Raw genomic sequence first — 16967 nt, 5'->3', positions numbered from 1 at the left:
GTCCGGCGGTTATATCGGCTGGCCCTGACGGTGTCTTGAGGCCCGCTCGGCCGCCCCCGGTGGCGTTCCGCGCATGGCTGGGGTCCGCTGAAGCCGCTTCATCGAGAGCCGGTTCCCGCAATGCTGCCGCAATGATACGCCCGCTAGATTGGCGCGATTGAGGTTGAGGTGCGGATCATGCGAATTTTGCTCGTCGAGGACGAGGCCGAAATGGCCGACGCGCTGGCGTCGGCGCTGAAGCGCTACGACATGGTGGTCGACCACGCCCCAACGCTCGCCGAGGCGGAAGAGGCCATTTCTGCCGACGTCCACGCCGCAGTCCTGCTCGATCGCCAACTTCCCGATGGCGACGGTCTCACCCTGATCCCGAAACTGCGGGCGCGCGCCGACGGCGTGCCGATCATCGTGTTGACGGCGCGCGGCGAACTCGCCGACCGGGTCGCCGGGCTCGACTGCGGAGCGGATGATTATCTGGCGAAACCGTTCGCGGTGGAGGAATTGCTGGCGCGGCTGCGCGCCGTGCTGCGCCGGCCCGCCGGGCTGCATCCCGACATCATGCACGCCGGCCGCCTCGCTTTCGATTTCGGCCATCGCGAGGCAAGCATCGACGGGGCTCCGCTCGAGCTGCCGCGACGCGAGCTCCTTGTGCTGGAAGCCCTGGTCCGCCGCATGGGCCGAACCGTGCTGCGCTCGGCACTGGAAGAAGCCGTCTACAGTTTCGACGACGAGATCCAGTCGAATGCGCTCGATACGCACGTGTCGCGCCTGCGCCGCAAACTCTCGGAAGCCGATGCGCGCGTGGAGATCCATGGCATTCGCGGCGTCGGCTATCTCTTGAAGAAGCTGCCATGAGCAAGCACCATGATCCCTATTGTCTGCGCTCGCGGCTGAGCTGGCGCCTGCTGTCGCTCCAGGCGGTGCTGCTCACGGCGCTCGTTGCCGTCGTCGTCGGGGCATTGAGCGCGTCGGGGTTCGTGATCGCCGGGCGCGACGAAGATCGCGTGATCGATATCGTCCAGCGCGCGCTCGGACGCGACGCGCAAGGCGACCTGGTCCTGCGGCCGATGACCGAACTGAAACAATTGCGCAGCGAGACCCCCGATCTCTGGTTCCTGGTCCGCGACAGGCAGGGACATTCGCTCAGCGAAGGCGCCGTGCCGGCCGAATTCGCCGCCATCGGCAGCGGCCTCGACCAGATCGGCCAGGCCCGGCTCGGTTGGCAGCTGTTCGAGGACGATCCGCGCAAGCCCCCGGCGCGGCTGAAGCGGGTCGACACCGACGCCGGTAATGTACAGATCATCACGGCGACGCAAGGCAGGCTCACCGGCGCCAAGGCGTTGTTCATGACGTCGCTTGCATTGCTCGGCATCGCCCTGCCGGGCCTGCTCCTCATGGGAACGGCGACCTTCATCGCAACGCCGATGATCGTGCGGCGTGCCTTCGAGGCGCTCGATGCGACGGCGGACCAGGCGCGGCGCATCGACATCCATCAACGCGGCGCGCGGCTGTCGCTGGACCGGATTCCGCTGGAGGTCGTGCCGCTCGTGACCGCGGTCAACGACGCGCTGGCGCGGCTCGACCAGGGCTATGCCCGCCACAAGCGCTTCGTCGCCGATGCCGCACACGAGTTGCGTACGCCGATCGCAATCCTGAACACACGACTGGAGTCGCTTCCGGCGGGGCCGGACAAGACCCGGTTGCTGGAGGATTCCGCACGGCTGGCAACGCTTGCCGAGCAATTGCTGGACATTCAGCGGCTCGACCGCTGCGGCCAGCCCTTCACGCGCGTCGACCTCGTTGCAATCGCGCAAAGCGCGGCCGCAGATCTCGCGCCGCTGGCCATTGCCGCCGGCTACGAGCTGGCGCTCGACGCCCCCGCTACGCCGGTCGAAACGATCGGCGATGCGGCGGCGCTGGAGCGCGCGCTGACCAATCTCGTGCAGAACGCGATCCAGCACGGCCCTCGCCGCGGCACCATCGGCATTCGTATCAGCAGGCCCGCGAGCATCGAGGTTACGGACGAAGGCGCCGGCATTCCGGCCGATCAGCGCGAACAGATATTCGAGCCGTTCTACCGGCTGACACCGCTCGATCGCGGTGCCGGCCTCGGCCTCAACATGGTACGCGAGATCGTGCTCCTGCATGGCGGCCACATCTCGGTCGCGGACGGAGCGATCGGCGGCGCGTGCTTCAGGATTTCACTGCCGCCCGTCCGGGAGAATTGACGCAATCGGCATGCGGCACGCAATGCTGTCGCAATGCACTCAAGCGATTGTTCGGCCGCCTCGCCTCTGACCTGCGAGGCGCAACCAAGATGCCGGAGTGCGCATGCCCAACGATTTCCTCTCGTTCTTCCTGTCATGGATGTCAGCCCCGCGCCGCGTCGGCGCGATCGCGCCGTCAGGCGCGGCGCTGGCCGATCTCATCACCCGCGAGATCACCGCATCGACCGGGCCTGTTCTGGAGCTCGGCCCCGGCACCGGCGCGTTCACCTACAAGCTGCTCAAACGCGGCGTGCGTCAGCAGGACCTCACGCTTGTCGAATACGGCTCCGACTTCATGAAACTGCTCCAGATGCGTTTTCCCAACGCGCGCGTCTTGTGGATGGATGCGGGGCGGCTGGCAGCGGAACGCCTCTACGAGGGCGCGCCCGTCGGCGCGGTCGTGAGCGGCCTGCCGCTGCTCAACATGTCGACGCGCAAGGTCGTCTCAATCGTCGGTGGCGCGTTCAGTCACGTCCGCCCCGGCGGCGCCTTCTACCAGTTCACCTACGGCATGAGTTGCCCGATCGCGCGGCCCGTGCTCGACCGGCTGGGCTTGCGCGCAAAGCTTGTGGATCGTGCCCTGCTGAACGTGCCGCCGGCCGCCGTCTACAAGCTAACGCGACGGCCGCAGATGAAGCTGGTTACGGGATCGCTTGCGCCTGATACGTCAATGCCGGCCGCGCCGGAGCCGATGCATCTTGCAATTGACTGCACCGCCACGCCCTGAGCCGATTACACTAGTCGGCTCTGCACCATCGCCGCACGAATGAACGACGCGAACAGCGGATGCGGCTCGAAGGGACGCGACTTCAGTTCGGGATGGAACTGGACGCCGATGAACCAGGGGTGATCCTCGTACTCGACGATCTCCGGCAGCACGCCATCAGGCGACAGGCCGGAGAATTTCAGCCCGTGCTGCTCGAGGCGATCCTTGTAGGCGGTGTTGACCTCGTAGCGATGGCGGTGGCGCTCGGAAATCTCGGTCGCGCCGCCATAGACCTCCGAGACACGGCTGCCGCGATTGAGCGCCGCGGGATAGGCACCCAAGCGCATCGTGCCGCCGAGATCGCCGGCGTTGGTACGCTTCTCGAGCTCGTTGCCGCGCAGCCATTCCGTCATAAGGCCGACCAAGGGCTCCTTGGTCGGGCCGAACTCGGTGGAATTGGCCTCCTCGATCCCGACGAGATTCCGAGCAGCCTCGATCACCGCCATCTGCATGCCGAAGCAGATGCCGAAATACGGCACGTCGCGCTCGCGCGCGAACTGCGCCGCGCGGATCTTGCCTTCGGCGCCGCGCTGGCCGAAGCCGCCGGGCACCAGAATGCCGTTGACGTGCTCGAGGAACGGCGCGGGATCTTCCTTCTCGAAGATCTCGCTTTCGATCCAGTCGAGATTGACCTTCACCTTGTTGGCGATGCCGCCATGCGAGAGCGCCTCGATCAGCGACTTATACGCATCCTTCATGCCGGTATATTTGCCGACGATGGCGATGGTGACGTTGCCCTCGGGGTTGCGGATGCGCTCGTTGATCTGCTGCCAGCTCTGCAGCTCAGGCGGAATCCGCGAGCCGATGCCGAAGGCGGCAAGCACTTCGTCGTCGAGGCCTGCGGCATGGTAAGCCTGAGGGACAGCGTAGATGCTGTCGGCGTCGCGCGCCTCGATGACGGCGCTCTCGCGCACGTTACAGAATAGCCCGAGCTTGCGCCGTTCCTCCTTGGGGATTTCGCGATCGGTACGGCAGAGCAGGATGTCCGGCTGGATGCCGATCGAGCGCAGCTCCTTGACGGAGTGCTGCGTCGGCTTTGTCTTCAGCTCACCGGCGCTCGGGATGTAAGGCAGCAGCGTCAGATGAATGTAGATGGCGTGATCGCGCGGCAGCTCGTTCTTGAGCTGGCGGATCGCCTCGAAGAACGGCAGGCCTTCGATGTCGCCGACGGTGCCGCCGATCTCGACCAGCACGAAGTCATAATCGTCGTTGCCGTCGAGAACGAAATCCTTGATGGCGTTGGTGACATGCGGAACCACCTGGATGGTGGCGCCGAGATAGTCGCCGCGCCGCTCCTTGGAGATGATGTCCTGATAGATGCGCCCGGTCGTGATGTTGTCGGCCTTGGTCGCAGGCCGTCCGGTGAAGCGCTCATAGTGACCGAGATCGAGGTCGGTCTCCGCGCCGTCATCGGTCACGAACACTTCGCCGTGCTGATACGGCGACATCGTTCCGGGATCGAGGTTGAGATAGGGGTCGAGCTTGCGGAGGCGGACCTTGTAGCCCCGGGCTTGCAACAGGGCACCAAGTGCCGCTGAAGCCAGACCCTTGCCGAGCGAAGAAACCACGCCGCCGGTGATGAATATGTACCGCGCCATGGGGCTTAACCTCTAATCCCTCGAATTCGATTCGCCAAAGCGATTCGTATTCCGCCCCAAACATTTTGCGGGGCTGTGGGTGAGCCAGAACTAAGAGTGGTGACAGAGCCTTGATGGGGATTGTTGATGCAGGACGGTAGAAGCCGCCCTGCATGGCCCCCCTGCTTTATTGCGAACGAGGTACCTGCGGGCCGCTCGGTGCCGGAGCCTGCTGCTGCTCGTCGGCCTTCTTCAGCGAATCCAGGATGCCACCCGAAGTCGGTGGCGCGATCGGTCCGCCACCGGCCGGCTGGGTCTGCGACGCCGGTGCGCCGATGATCGACGACGGCTTGCGGTCGTAGCCGGCATACCAGGACAGGAACAAGCTGGTGAGGAAGAAGCCGACGGCCAGGATCGCGGTGGTCCGCGTCAGAAGGTTCGCGGTGCCGCGGCTCGACATGAAACCTGCGCCACCTCCCATGCCCAAGCCGCCGCCTTCCGACTTCTGGAGCAGGACGGCGCCGATCATGACGGTGACGATCATGAGGTGAATGACGATGACAACGGTCTGCATAGTGTCCTTCCGTCACAAGCCGACAGCGCCGAGACGGCGGCCAATCGTGCTTCGCGGGGTTTTCCTGAAGTTGCGCGGTGTTACACGATCAGACGGGTCATTGCCACCCCCGATCGGCCGGGTCCTAAGGTTTGAAGTTAGCTAGGGACAGCCCTGCGCAATCGCAAGGAAATCGACCGCCTTCAGGCTGGCCCCGCCGACCAGCGCTCCATTGACGTTCTTCACGGCCATCAGCTCGGCCGCGTTCGAGGGCTTGACCGAGCCGCCATAGAGGATGCGCATCCCGGCGCCGTCGGCCTTGAACCTGGAGGTCAGGAATTCCCGGATAAAGCCATGAATCTGCTCGACATCCCCAGACGTCGGGGTCAGGCCGGTGCCGATTGCCCAGACCGGCTCATAGGCCACGACCAGATTTGCGGCGGTCGAGCCATCCGGCAGCGAACCGTTGAGCTGGCCGCGCAGGATATCCAGGGTCTGGCCCGCATCGCGCTGCGCTTGCGTCTCGCCGATGCAGACGATCGCCGTCACCCCGGCGCGCCAGGCGGCCTCGGCCTTCTGCCGGATCAGAGCATCACCCTCGCCATGGTCGGCGCGGCGCTCGGAATGGCCGACGATGATCGCGGTCGCACCCGAATCCGCCAGCATTTCGGCGGCAATATCGCCGGTATGAGCGCCGGAGGCCTTGGGGTGGCAATCCTGGGCCCCCACCGCGACCGTCTTGCCGCGCGCTTTCTCGGCAAAGGCTGCGATCAAGGTCGCTGGCGGGCAAACCAGCAAATCGGCTTTGCCGGCCACCTCTGCCGCACCATTGAGCATGGCGTCGAATTCGGCAGTCGAGGCCTTCAGGCCGTTCATTTTCCAGTTGCCGGCGATCAGGGGGCGGATGGCATCGGTCATGTCAAATTCCAGCAAATTTGGTTTGCGCATGCGCTAGCAGAGGTCCCGTGGCAGTTCCAGAGACCAGGGGCTTTTAACCGCAGGGACCGAAAGCCCGCTAGACCCGAGGTTGCGGGGGGAAAGCCACCACTTTATGATGATTGATCAATTTGGTGACGCGCTTTTGCGGAATCTGCATTAAGACGCGCTCCCGTTCCCCTCCTGCCAAACAAGTTGGACCAAATGCTTCGAGGAATGCGCAAGGCCTCATCAAACTGGCTCGGCAAGACCATTATGGCCGTTGTGATGGGCGTGCTGATCATCAGCTTCGGCGTTTGGGGCATTGCCGACATCTTCAAGGGCTTCGGGCAATCCACCGTGGCCAAGATCGGCGGCACCGAGATTTCGTTGAACGAGTTCCGTCAGATTTATACCGATCGCCTCCAGCAGATCAGTCGCCAGTTCGGCCGGCCGCTGTCACCTGAGCAAGCGCGCGCCTTCGGTCTCGACCGTCAGGTGCTGCAGCAGACGATCGCGGAAGCCGCCCTCGACGAAGAGGCGCGCCGGCTCGGGCTGGGCCAGTCCGACGACCAGATCCGCCAGCTCATCATGAACGACCCGAACTTCAAGGGCGTCGGCGGCAACTTCGATTCGAACCGCTTCCAGTCCGTGATCCGCAACTTCGGCTATACCGAGCAGCGCTACGTCTCGGAGCAGCGCAAGGTCTCGCTGCGTCGGCAGATCACCGGCACGATCGGTGCCGGCCTCGAGCCGCCGAAGGCGATGCTCGACGTGCTGACGCGCTTCCAGAACGAGCAGCGTGCCATTGAATTCGTCAGGCTCGACGCAGCCCAGGCAGGCACCATCGACGCGCCATCGCCCGAGGCGCTCGCCGCCTATTTCGAGGATCACAAGGTCCAGTTCCGCGCGCCCGAATATCGCAAGATCGCATTTGTCGTGGTCTCGCCGGAAGAGATCGGGAAGTGGAGCGAGGTGTCGGACGAGGATGCCAAGAAGGCGTTCGACCAGCGCAAGGACCGGCTCGGCACGCCGGAGAAGCGCCAGATCCAACAGATCGTATTTCCCAATGCCGCCGAGGCGCAGACCGCACGCGAGCGGCTCACCAGCGGGACCTCGTTCGAGGACCTCGGCAAGGAGCGCGGACTGAGCGCGTCCGACGTCGATCTCGGGCTCGTGACCAAATCCTCGCTCGATCCCGCAGTTGGAGATGCCGTTTTCGCGCTTCCCGCCGGTGAAATCAGCCAGCCGATCCAGGGCCGTCTCGGCACGTCGATCGTGAAGGTCGAAAAGATCGAGCCGGGCACTGAGGCGAACTATGCGAGCGTTGCCGCCGACATCAAGCGCGAAATCGCCACCGAGCGCGCGCGGGGTCAAGGTCGCCGATCTTCGCGACAAGATGGAAGACGAGCGCGGCGGCGGTGCCAGCGTGATCGATGCGGCACAGAAGCTCGGCCTCACCGCCGTGACCATCGACGCCGTCGACCGCTCCGGCCGCGCCCCGAGCGGCCAGCCGGTCTCCGGCATTCCGCAGGGCCTCGACGTGGTGTCGCAGGCCTTCAACACCGATGTGGGCGTCGACAACGACTCGATCTCTTTCAAGGGCGGCTATGTCTGGTACGACGTGCTTGCCATCACGCCCTCGCGCGACCGCAATCTCGACGAGGTCCGCGACCAGGTCGAGGCGCGCTGGCGCCAGGACCAGATCGCGACCAAGCTGAAGGCCAAGGCGACCGAGATGGTGCAGAAGCTCGAATCTGGCGGCAAGCTCGCCGACGAAGCAGCCGCGATCGGTGCCAAGGTCGAGACCGCCACCGGCTTCAAGCGCGACGACTCGCCCGCCAGCGTGCCCGCAGCCGTCGTGTCGGCCGCCTTCCGTGTCGCCAAGGATGGCGTCGGGCAGACGGCAGTGACCGGCGGCACCGAGGTGATCGTGTTCCGCGTTACCGAGATCGTCGATCCCACGGTCGATGCCGCTTCCGAGGGGGTCAAAAAGCTGAAGGACAGTCTCGACCGCGCGCAGACCGAGGAGCAGGTCGCTTCCTACGTCAACAAGCTCGAAACCGACATCGGGACCACCATTAATCAGGCCGCCTTCGCGCAGGTGACCGGCGCGAACCAGTGAGTTGAAAGCACGCGATGGACGACCTGAAATCGATCATTGGAAAAGTGGCGACCGGCGCCAGCCTGTCGCGTGACGAAGCGGCTTCCGCCTTCGACGCCGTGATGTCCGGCGAGGCCACGCCCTCGCAAATGGGCGGCCTGCTGATGGCGCTGCGGGTGCGCGGCGAGACCGTGGACGAGATCACCGGCGCGGTCGCGGCAATGCGCTCCAAGATGCTCACGGTCGATGCGCCCGCGGACGCCGTCGACATTGTCGGCACCGGCGGCGACGGCTCCGGCTCGGTCAATGTCTCGACCTGCGCCTCCTTCATCGTTTCGGGCGCCGGTCTGCCGGTGGCCAAGCACGGCAACCGCGCACTGTCGTCGCGCTCCGGCGCCGCCGACGTGCTGGCTTCGCTCGGGGTGAAGATCGATCTGAGGCCGGAGCAGGTCGGCCGCTGCATACGCGAATGCGGCATCGGCTTCATGTTCGCCCCCGCCCATCACCCCGCCATGAAGAACGTCGGCCCGACCCGGGTGGAGCTTGCGACACGCACGATCTTCAACCTGCTCGGCCCCTTGTCCAATCCGGCGGGCGTGAAGCGGCAGATGGTCGGCGTGTTCTCCCGGCAATGGGTGCAGCCGCTGGCGCAAGTGCTCAAGAACCTCGGCTCTGAATCCGCCTGGGTCGTGCACGGTTCCGATGGCCTCGACGAAATCACCCTCACCGGCCCGACCTTCGTCTCCGCGCTCCACAACGGCGAGATCCAGAATTTCGAGGTGACGCCGGAAGACGCGGGCCTGCCGCGCTGCGAGGCCGGTGCACTCAAAGGCGGCGACGCCGACGCCAACGCTATCGCCTTGCAGAGCGTGCTCGACGGCAAGCCGAGCCCCTACCGTGACGTCGCGCTGATCAACGCCGCTGCCGCATTGGTCGTGGCGGGGCGAGCCAAGGACCTCAAGGAAGGCGTCGTGATCGGCGCAAAATCACTCGACAGCGGCGCGGCGAGCGCGCGGCTGAAACATTTGATCGCGGTCTCGAACGGCTGAGCCTGACATGTCGGACATCTTGACTAAGATCGAAGCCTACAAGCGCGAGGAAATCGCGGCGGGCAAACGCGCGCAGCCGCTGTCGGCTGTGGAAGCGAGGGTCAAGGCGCAAGCAGCACCGCGCGGCTTCCTGCGCGCCATCAAGGCCAAGCACACCAATGGCGACTACGCGCTGATCGCGGAGGTCAAGAAAGCCTCGCCGTCAAAGGGCCTGATCCGCGCCGATTTCGATCCGCCGCTGCTCGCAAGGGCCTATGAGGCCGGCGGTGCTGCCTGCCTGTCGGTGCTGACGGACACGCCCTCGTTCCAGGGCCATCTCGACTTCATGGTGGCGGCACGCGCCGCAACGTCACTGCCGGTGCTGCGCAAGGATTTCATGTTCGACACTTATCAGGTGGCGGAGGCCCGCGCGCACGGCGCCGACTGCATCCTGATCATCATGGCGGCGCTCGATGATGCCACGGCAAAAGAGCTCGAGGACGCCGCCATCACCTATGGCATGGACGTGCTGATCGAGATCCATGACCGCGCCGAGCTTGACCGCGCGCTGAAGCTGCGCTCGCCGATGATCGGCGTCAACAATCGCAATCTGCGCACCTTCGAAACCACGCTTGCGGCCAGCGAAACATTGGCGCCGCTGATCCCCCGCGACCGGCTGATGGTCGGCGAGAGCGGCATCTTCACGCCCGCCGATCTCGCCCGGCTCGAACGCGTCGGCATGTCGACTTTCCTGGTCGGCGAGAGCCTGATGCGGCAAGCCGACGTAACCGCTGCGACCCGTACGCTGCTGGCGCGCGAGACCGCGCGCGCCACAGGCACGAACTGATGGCGCGCAAGCCCGCAAAGGCCAAACCGACCAAGTCCGGCCCTGCCCTCACCCACATCGGCGCCTCCGGCGAGGCGCGGATGGTTGACGTGTCGGACAAGCCCGCGAGCGAGCGGCTCGCGGTCGCGGAAGGACGCGTCGTCATGACCAGGGCGACGCTTGACCTGATCGTGTCCGGCAACGCCAAGAAGGGCGACGTGCTCGGCACCGCCCGCATCGCCGGCATCATGGCCGCCAAGCGGACCGCGGAGCTGATCCCGCTCTGCCATCCGCTCGCGCTGTCGAAGGTGACGGTCGAGATCGAGCCCGACGCGAAGCTGCCGGGCTGCCTCGTCCGCGCCAGCGTGAAGGTCACGGGCCCGACCGGCGTCGAGATGGAAGCGCTCACTGCCGTCTCGGTCGCCTGTCTCACCATCTACGACATGATCAAGGCCGTGGAACGCGGCGTGCGCATCGAAGGCATCCACCTGGTCGAGAAGCTCGGCGGCAAGTCTGGCCATTACCGCGTCTGATTGCCGCTGCTACTTCAACGACGCGCTGATCGACCCGAATTTTGAATTGAGCTTGCTGCCCAGGCCGTTCACCACGGCGATGATCGCGAGCGCGATGCCGGCGGCGATCAGGCCGTATTCGCCCGCATATTGATTGCTTTTGTGAGCGTCCGTTCACGGCGCATTAACCCAGCTTGCTAACTTCGCCTCCACTCCGTTCCCGTAAACCGACGGATGTTTCGGGGGCCAAGAATTGACCCTGACGTGTGCACGACAACGATCGATCATGATGACAGGATTCGGCAGTCGCCTTTTTGACCAGGCCTTCGTGCGCAGCGGACCGATCCGCTGGCTGGTGGTGGGCGGCACGCTGCTGATCGCTGCGATCGCCGTCGGCGCGACGCTGATGGCACAGAATTTCCGCGAACGTGCGCTGCGCAGCTCCGGCCGCGAGCTGGAAAACACCGTGCTGATGCTGGCCCATCATTTCGACCAGCAATTGCAGGATTTCGCGGTCATCCAGAAAGATTTCGTCGACTACGTCCGCGCGAGCGGCATCACCAGTGCGGCGGACTATCGCAAACGCCTCTCCGGCCAGGACCTCCACCGGATGCTGCGTTCGAAGATCGAGGCACTGCCCTACATAGGCGGCGTCAATATCATCGATGCCGAAGGCAATCTGATCAATTCGTCGACGACATGGCCGGCTCCGAACGTGAACGTTGCCGATCGCGCCTATTTCCAGACCTTCCGGCACGATCCCGACGCTCCCGACGTCCTGATCGAACCACTTTACAGTCGCATCTCCGGCGCCTGGACCATCCTGATCGTGCGCAAGATCGTCGGACCGAACGGCGAATTCATGGGTGCGGTCGGACGCGGCATCGAACCGGCAAATTTCGAAAAATTCTTCGAGTCAGCCGTGCTCGGCGAAGGCACGACGATCTCGATGCTGCACCGGGACGGCACGATGCTCGCCCGTTATCCCCATTCCAGTGAATTGATGGGACGGAATTTCAAGAATGGTCCGTTCGCGCATCAAAGGGTTTTCGGGCTCGACCATTTTACCGGCCGCTTCATGAGCCCCGTCGACGGCGAGGATCGGCTGATTTCCTCACACGCCCTGCCTCACTTCCCGATCCTGATGATGGCCACCACGACGCGCGCGACGGCCCTGACGGACTGGCGCGAGCAGATCGGCATCCTGATCTCGGTCGCGGCCTCTTCGGCGCTCGCCATCGCGGGCGTGTTGATCGCGATCGTTCGCAAGCTCCTGGAGCAGCATCGTCTTTCGCGGGAACGGCTGACGCTGGAAAAGCAGCGTCTCGACCGCGCCGTCAACAACATGACCCAGGGCCTGCTGCTGTTCGACGCCTCGCAGCAGCTCGTGGTCTGCAATCAGCGCTACATCGAGATGTACGGGCTGTCGGCCGAAGTCGTGAGACCCGGCTGCAGCTTTCACGATATCATCGCGCACCGCAGAGCCACCGGCTCGTTCACCGGCGATGTGGACCAGTATGTCGCGCGGGTCCTGCGCGACATACATGTGCGCAATTCCATGGTGGTCGAGACCTCCGACGGTCGCTCGATCCAGATCGTCAACGAACCGCTCACGGACGGCGGCTGGGTGGCGACGCATGAGGACATCACGGAGCGCCGGCGTATCGAGGAGCGCATCAGCCATCTCGCTCATTACGACGCGCTGACCGACCTGCCCAACCGTACCCTGTTCCACGAGCATCTGCGCCAGGAGCTCAATCTGGTCGCCGGGGGCGAACAACTCGCGGTGCACTACATCGACATCGACGAGTTCAAGGGCGTCAACGACGCGCTCGGGCATCTCGTCGGCGACGAGCTCCTGAAGTCGGTCGCGCAGAGCCTCCACCGCTGTGCGGGGCCGGCGGACTTCGTGGCGCGCCTCGGCGGCGACGAATTTGCCATCGTCCAGAGCGCGGTGACATCGCTGGATCAGGTCAACGAGCTCGTCGCGCGGGTGTTTGAAGCCATCCGCGCGCCGTTCGACTGCATGGGACATCATCTTGCCACCGACGCCAGCATCGGCATCGCGCTGGCGCCGCAACATGGAACGGCGCTGGACCAGATCCTGAAGAACGCGGATATGGCGATGTACGCCGCCAAAGCCGCAGGGCGCCGCACCTACCGCTTTTTCGAGCCGGAGATGGACGCCAAGATCCACGAGCGGCGGCAGCTCGAGATCGACCTGCGCCACGCCATCGCCCAAGGCGGGCGCGAAGGCGGCCTCGAGGTGTGTTACCAGCCCTGTCTCAGCCTGAAGGACGACCGCATCACCGGCTGCGAGGCGCTGGTGCGCTGGCGCCATCCCGAGCGTGGCATGGTCTCGCCGGCCGAGTTCATTCCGATCGCCGAGGACACCGGCCTGATCAACGAGATCGGCGAATGGGTGCTGGCGACCGCCTGCCGGGACGCGGCGAACTGGCCCGACGACATCCGCCTCGCCGTCAACGTCTCGCCGGTGCAGTTCAAGAGCGGCACGCTGGCGCTGAAGATCATGGCGGCGCTTGCCGCCTCCAATTTGCCGGCGAGCCGGCTCGAGCTCGAAATCACCGAGGCGGTGCTGATCCGCGACGACGACACGGCGCTTGCGATCCTGCATCAACTCCGCGCCATCGGCGTCCGCATCGCGCTCGACGATTTCGGCACCGGTTACTCCTCACTGAGCTATCTGCACCGCTTCCCGTTCGACAAGATCAAGATCGACCGCTGCTTCGTCAACGACATCGCCGGCCCCGACGGCTCCGCCAGCATCGTGCAGGCCGTCGTCAATCTCGCGGCCGCCCGCCGCATGACCACCACCGCCGAGGGCGTCGAGACCGAGGAGCAGCAGCGGTTGTTGCGCGCACTCGGCTGCTCCGAGATGCAGGGCTATCTGTTCAGCGCCGCAAAGCCCGCCGAAAAGGTGCTGGAGCTGTTCGCAGTTCATCGCAGCCGTCTCGCCCAGCGCGGCGGCGACGAAGGCCGCCGCCGCGAGGCGGGCTAGGGCCTGGTCTCACACAGGCGCAATTGTCGGTTCGGGAGGCCAAGCAGAAACGTCGGCGGACGGCCAAATGGCGATGGCAGGCCCCCTATGAATTAAAGACCATTCGGTCTATATATCGGCAATGCGCCGCCAAACCCCTGTGCAATTGCCTCGTGGCCGTCCCCGAAGTTTCGACGCGGAAGCTGCGGTCGAGCAGGCGATGGGCGTGTTCTGGTCGCGCGGTTATCACGCCACGGCGCTACCCGACCTTCTCCGGGCAACGAAGCTCTCGCGTGGCAGCCTTTATGCCGCTTTCGGAGACAAGCACTCGCTGTTCTTGCGTGCGCTTGATCGCTACGTCGCCGATGCCCTGACACGGATGGATGTCGAACTCGACCCCCGCCGAGAGCCGATCGACGGCTTGCGGGCCTATCTTGCCGGTTACGTCGACCGAACGAGCGGCGCCAATGGCCGGCGCGGATGCCTGCTGGTGGCCACGGCCATGGAGCTGGCTGGCCGTGACGCTGAAGTTGATCGCCGCATCGCGAGCTTTTTCAAAGCCATGGAGGCCAGGGTGGCTGATGCGCTGTCCCGTGCGAAGGCGGCGGGCAAGCTGGCCGATACCGTCGAGCCCTCAACTGCCGCGAAGATTCTCGTGTGTTTCGTCGAGGGGCTGCGCGTCGTCGGCAAAACGGCACCGGCGCGGATCACGTCGCAAGCCACCGTTGACGCTCTCCTCGACCGCTTCATCAGGTAGACAACCCGTTTCATCAGGTTTCGGCCGCATCCGCCGTTGGCGCGCCAATATATAGACCGAACGGTCTTGAAAGGAAGAATGCCATGTCTGCCATCCAGATCGTCTGTGCGGTGGCCGTCCCCTTGCTCTGGGGTTACCAGTTCGTCGCCATCAAAGTGGGGGTGACGGAGTTTCCGCCCCTCTTCTTCCTCGCTCTGCGCTTCCTGGCCATCGCGCTCCTGCTCGTTCCCTTCGTCAAAAAGCCCGCGCGTCAGCAGTTCGGCCCCATCGCAGCTATTTCGATCTTCCTCGGTGGGCTGAACTTCGGCCTCTTCTATGTCGGCCTTGGGCTCGGCTCGGGAACCATGTCGGCCGTCGTCTATCAACTCGCCACGCCCTTCACCGTCCTGCTGGCGTGGCCGCTGCTCGCGGAGAGGCCGTCTCTCACCACTTCCGCTGGGGTGGTGCTTGCATTCGTCGGCGTGGTCGTGTTGGCGGCGGAGCCCGGCCCGTCCGCAAACGCGCTTCCACTGCTGCTCGTGGTCGGGGCAGCCTTCGCATTCGCGGTGTCCAATGTCCTGACGAAACGCTACGGCCCTTTTGACCCCCTGATGTTGATGGGATGGTCCTCGCTGCTCACGGTGCCGCAGGTCATGTTGATGTCGCTGCTCCTTGAACATGGACAACTCGCGAGCCTCGTCACGGCAGATGGACGTGGTTGGCTGGCACTCGCCTATACGATTTTTATCGGGGGAATTGTCGGGTTTGGCCTGTGGTTCTGGCTGATCGGGCGTTGCTCCATGGGCCGCGTCGCGCCCTTCGGTTTGCTGCTTCCGATGTTCGCCTTGATGTCGAGCGTGATGTTCCTTGGCGAACACATGACTTCAAAGTTGATGATCGGCGGGCTGCTCGCGATCTCCGGCGTCGCCATGACACAGTTAAGACCGAGACACAGTTAAGACCGAGCGCTCGGTCAAGCTGAACCTTGAAGTCGCATCGCTGCGACTTCGCGCCCGGCGCTGGGACGAGCGCGATGGCTGCTGAGGCCACCTTTGCGGCCACGAACCTGAGGTGAGACCGCGTCTCCAAACGAATTCGCCCGGGAACGGCTATCCGCTCCCGGGCGATCAATACTTTACCGTCGCGAGGGCCTAGTTCGGCACCGCAGCCTTCGGCGCCGGCTTGGCGGCGACCGCATTCGCGGTCTGGCCGTGCAGGAAGTCGTAGGCCGTATGCAGGGCCTTGTCGTCTTTCGCTTCCGGCGGGACATAGGACTGCGATCCGGTCTGCTCGGTGCCATCGGCCGCCTGGAGATGGCCGCGCATCTGGGACTCCGCCATGGTGTCCATCCGGCCCTTCAGCTCGGGCGGCACGTCCTGGAGGATCTCGATGTCGGGCGCGATGCCCTGGGCCTGGATCGAGCGGCCCGAGGGTGTGTAGTAGCGTGCCGTGGTCAGCGCCAGCGCGCCGTTGCCGGTGCCGAGCGGAATGATGGTCTGCACCGAGCCCTTGCCGAACGAGCGCGTGCCGATCAGCGTCGCGCGCTTGTGGTCATGCAGCGCGCCGGCCACGATCTCCGAGGCCGAGGCCGAGCCGCCGTTGACGAGAACCACCAGCGGCTTGCCCTTGGTGAGGTCGCCACCATGCGCGGTGAAGCGCTGGGTCTCTTCCGGATTGCGGCCGCGGGTCGAGACGACCTCGCCACGCTGCAGGAACGCGCTCGACACCGACACGGCCTGGTCGAGCAGTCCGCCCGGATTGTTGCGCAGGTCCATCACGTAGCCGACCAGCTTCTCCGGCGGAACGTCCTTGGCGATCGATGCGATCGCCTTCTTCAGGCCGTCGGTGGTCTGCTCGTTGAACGAGGTGACGCGGATATAGCCGATGTCGCCGTTCTCGACGTGGAAGCGCACGGGGCGCACATGGATGATCTCGCGCTTGATCGCGACGTCGAGCGGGGCGTCGGCCCCCTTGCGCACGATCGTGAGCTTGGTCTGGGTCTCGACCGGCCCCTTCATCTTGTTGACGGCCTGCTCGAGCGTCATGCCCTGCACGGCATCGCCGTCGATCTTGCTGATCAGGTCGCCCGACATGATGCCGGCCTTGGAGGCCGGCGTGTCGTCGATCGGCGAGACGACCTTGACCAGGCCGTCCTCCATCGTGACCTCGATGCCGAGCCCGCCGAACTCGCCGGAGGTGGTCTCCTGCATCTCGGTCCAGGCCTTGTCGTTCATGTAGCGCGAGTGCGGATCGAGCGAGGTCACCATGCCGGTGATCGCGCCTTCGATCAGCTTGGCATTGTCAGGCTTCTCGACATAGCTCGCCTTCACCCGCTCGAACACTTCGCCGAACAAATTGAGCTTGGAATAGGCGTCATCCGCGCTCGCTGCCGCCCGTGCCGCCCATACGCCGCCGTGCGGACTGGCTACCAGAAGGGTCAGACACGCTCCGGTGAGCGCGCCCAGTGGAAACAGCAGGGTTTTCCGCATGGATAGGCTGGCCTTTTTGCTTCGCGGTTCGGTGGGGCTGGAGAGCCGCCATGCAAATGGCGATCCAGCCTGCTTCTCACAATACCATTCTGGTTTCTTCAAGGCCGGGATGCCACGCCGGCGGGTACACCGTAAAAATCCCTTCCGGACCTAAACTTTCGGCAACGTTGCAGGACCCGGTCGTGCGCAGCGGGGGTCG

General features: G+C 64.8%; 14 protein-coding genes and 1 pseudogene. 10 read left to right on the top strand and 5 right to left on the bottom strand.

Annotation, left to right across the window (positions count from 1 at the left end):
• The first annotated feature begins 177 nt into the window (after window positions 1–177).
• From ACVIN2_RS01210 to ACVIN2_RS01200, 3 genes are all read left to right on the top strand, one after another.
• Window positions 178–852 (top strand): response regulator transcription factor, encoded by a 675-nt coding sequence (locus ACVIN2_RS01210; protein ID WP_456764172.1) that lies wholly within the window; start codon window positions 178–180, stop codon window positions 850–852.
• Window positions 849–2225: a sensor histidine kinase gene (locus tag ACVIN2_RS01205; RefSeq protein WP_456764171.1), complete on the top strand. Its 1377-nt coding sequence runs from the start codon at window positions 849–851 to the stop codon at window positions 2223–2225. Before ACVIN2_RS01210 ends, ACVIN2_RS01205 begins: the two co-directional genes overlap by 4 nt.
• A 103-nt stretch (window positions 2226–2328) precedes the next feature.
• Window positions 2329–2991 carry a class I SAM-dependent methyltransferase gene (locus tag ACVIN2_RS01200; RefSeq protein WP_456764170.1) on the top strand — a complete coding sequence of 221 codons (663 nt, stop codon included), beginning with the start codon at window positions 2329–2331 and terminating at the stop codon, window positions 2989–2991.
• Window positions 2992–2996: 5 nt separating this feature from the next.
• On the opposite strand, the gene ACVIN2_RS01195 is transcribed toward ACVIN2_RS01200, so the two are convergent.
• The 3 genes from ACVIN2_RS01195 to tpiA form a co-directional block, all read right to left on the bottom strand.
• Window positions 2997–4628, bottom strand: a complete 1632-nt coding sequence (locus tag ACVIN2_RS01195) for a CTP synthase (protein WP_456764169.1) — start codon at window positions 4626–4628, stop codon at window positions 2997–2999.
• Between the two features lie 166 nt (window positions 4629–4794).
• A complete protein-coding gene (gene secG, locus ACVIN2_RS01190; protein ID WP_007590603.1) occupies window positions 4795–5181 on the bottom strand; it encodes a preprotein translocase subunit SecG in 387 nt (128 codons plus the stop codon).
• A 141-nt stretch (window positions 5182–5322) separates the two neighbouring features.
• The gene (gene tpiA, locus ACVIN2_RS01185) at window positions 5323–6078 is read right to left on the bottom strand and encodes a triose-phosphate isomerase (protein WP_456764168.1); all 756 of its coding nucleotides are present in this window, start codon (window positions 6076–6078) and stop codon (window positions 5323–5325) included.
• Window positions 6079–6300: 222 nt separating this feature from the next.
• Here tpiA and ACVIN2_RS01180 point away from each other — a divergent pair.
• The 4 genes and pseudogenes from ACVIN2_RS01180 to moaC all read left to right on the top strand — a co-directional run bounded on the left by ACVIN2_RS01180 (window position 6301) and on the right by moaC (window position 10566).
• Window positions 6301–8200 (top strand): annotated as a pseudogene (locus tag ACVIN2_RS01180) (SurA N-terminal domain-containing protein).
• A 14-nt stretch (window positions 8201–8214) separates the two neighbouring features.
• Window positions 8215–9228, top strand: a complete 1014-nt coding sequence (trpD, locus tag ACVIN2_RS01175; RefSeq protein ID WP_456764167.1) for an anthranilate phosphoribosyltransferase — start codon at window positions 8215–8217, stop codon at window positions 9226–9228.
• 7 nt (window positions 9229–9235) lie between these two features.
• Window positions 9236–10054, top strand: coding sequence for an indole-3-glycerol phosphate synthase TrpC (gene trpC, locus ACVIN2_RS01170; protein WP_456764166.1), 819 nt, complete (start codon window positions 9236–9238; stop codon window positions 10052–10054).
• Complete coding sequence (gene moaC, locus ACVIN2_RS01165) at window positions 10054–10566, top strand: cyclic pyranopterin monophosphate synthase MoaC (protein WP_456764165.1); 513 nt, start codon at window positions 10054–10056, stop codon at window positions 10564–10566. Before trpC ends, moaC begins: the two co-directional genes overlap by 1 nt.
• Before the next feature lie 9 nt (window positions 10567–10575).
• Here moaC and ACVIN2_RS01160 read toward each other — a convergent pair whose 3' ends face one another.
• Entirely contained in the window at window positions 10576–10677 is a 102-nt protein-coding gene (locus tag ACVIN2_RS01160; RefSeq protein WP_456769624.1) for a Flp family type IVb pilin, read from the bottom strand.
• A 154-nt stretch (window positions 10678–10831) separates the two neighbouring features.
• Between ACVIN2_RS01160 and ACVIN2_RS01155 the strand changes: the two genes are divergently transcribed.
• The 3 genes from ACVIN2_RS01155 (at window position 10832) to ACVIN2_RS01145 (ending at window position 15238) form a co-directional block, all read left to right on the top strand.
• Window positions 10832–13564 carry a bifunctional diguanylate cyclase/phosphodiesterase gene (locus tag ACVIN2_RS01155; protein ID WP_456764164.1) on the top strand — a complete coding sequence of 911 codons (2733 nt, stop codon included), beginning with the start codon at window positions 10832–10834 and terminating at the stop codon, window positions 13562–13564.
• A 121-nt stretch (window positions 13565–13685) separates the two neighbouring features.
• Window positions 13686–14300, top strand: a complete 615-nt coding sequence (locus tag ACVIN2_RS01150; RefSeq protein ID WP_456764163.1) for a TetR/AcrR family transcriptional regulator — start codon at window positions 13686–13688, stop codon at window positions 14298–14300.
• 83 nt (window positions 14301–14383) lie between these two features.
• The gene (locus ACVIN2_RS01145) at window positions 14384–15238 is read left to right on the top strand and encodes a DMT family transporter (RefSeq protein ID WP_456764162.1); all 855 of its coding nucleotides are present in this window, start codon (window positions 14384–14386) and stop codon (window positions 15236–15238) included.
• Between the two features lie 192 nt (window positions 15239–15430).
• On the opposite strand, the gene ACVIN2_RS01140 is transcribed toward ACVIN2_RS01145, so the two are convergent.
• A complete protein-coding gene (locus ACVIN2_RS01140; protein WP_456764161.1) occupies window positions 15431–16768 on the bottom strand; it encodes a S41 family peptidase in 1338 nt (445 codons plus the stop codon).
• Between the last annotated feature and the right edge of the window lie 199 nt (window positions 16769–16967).

It is taken from the genome of Bradyrhizobium sp. USDA 3650, from assembly GCF_054057395.1.
This window is presented reverse-complemented; position numbering and strand designations above follow the sequence as displayed.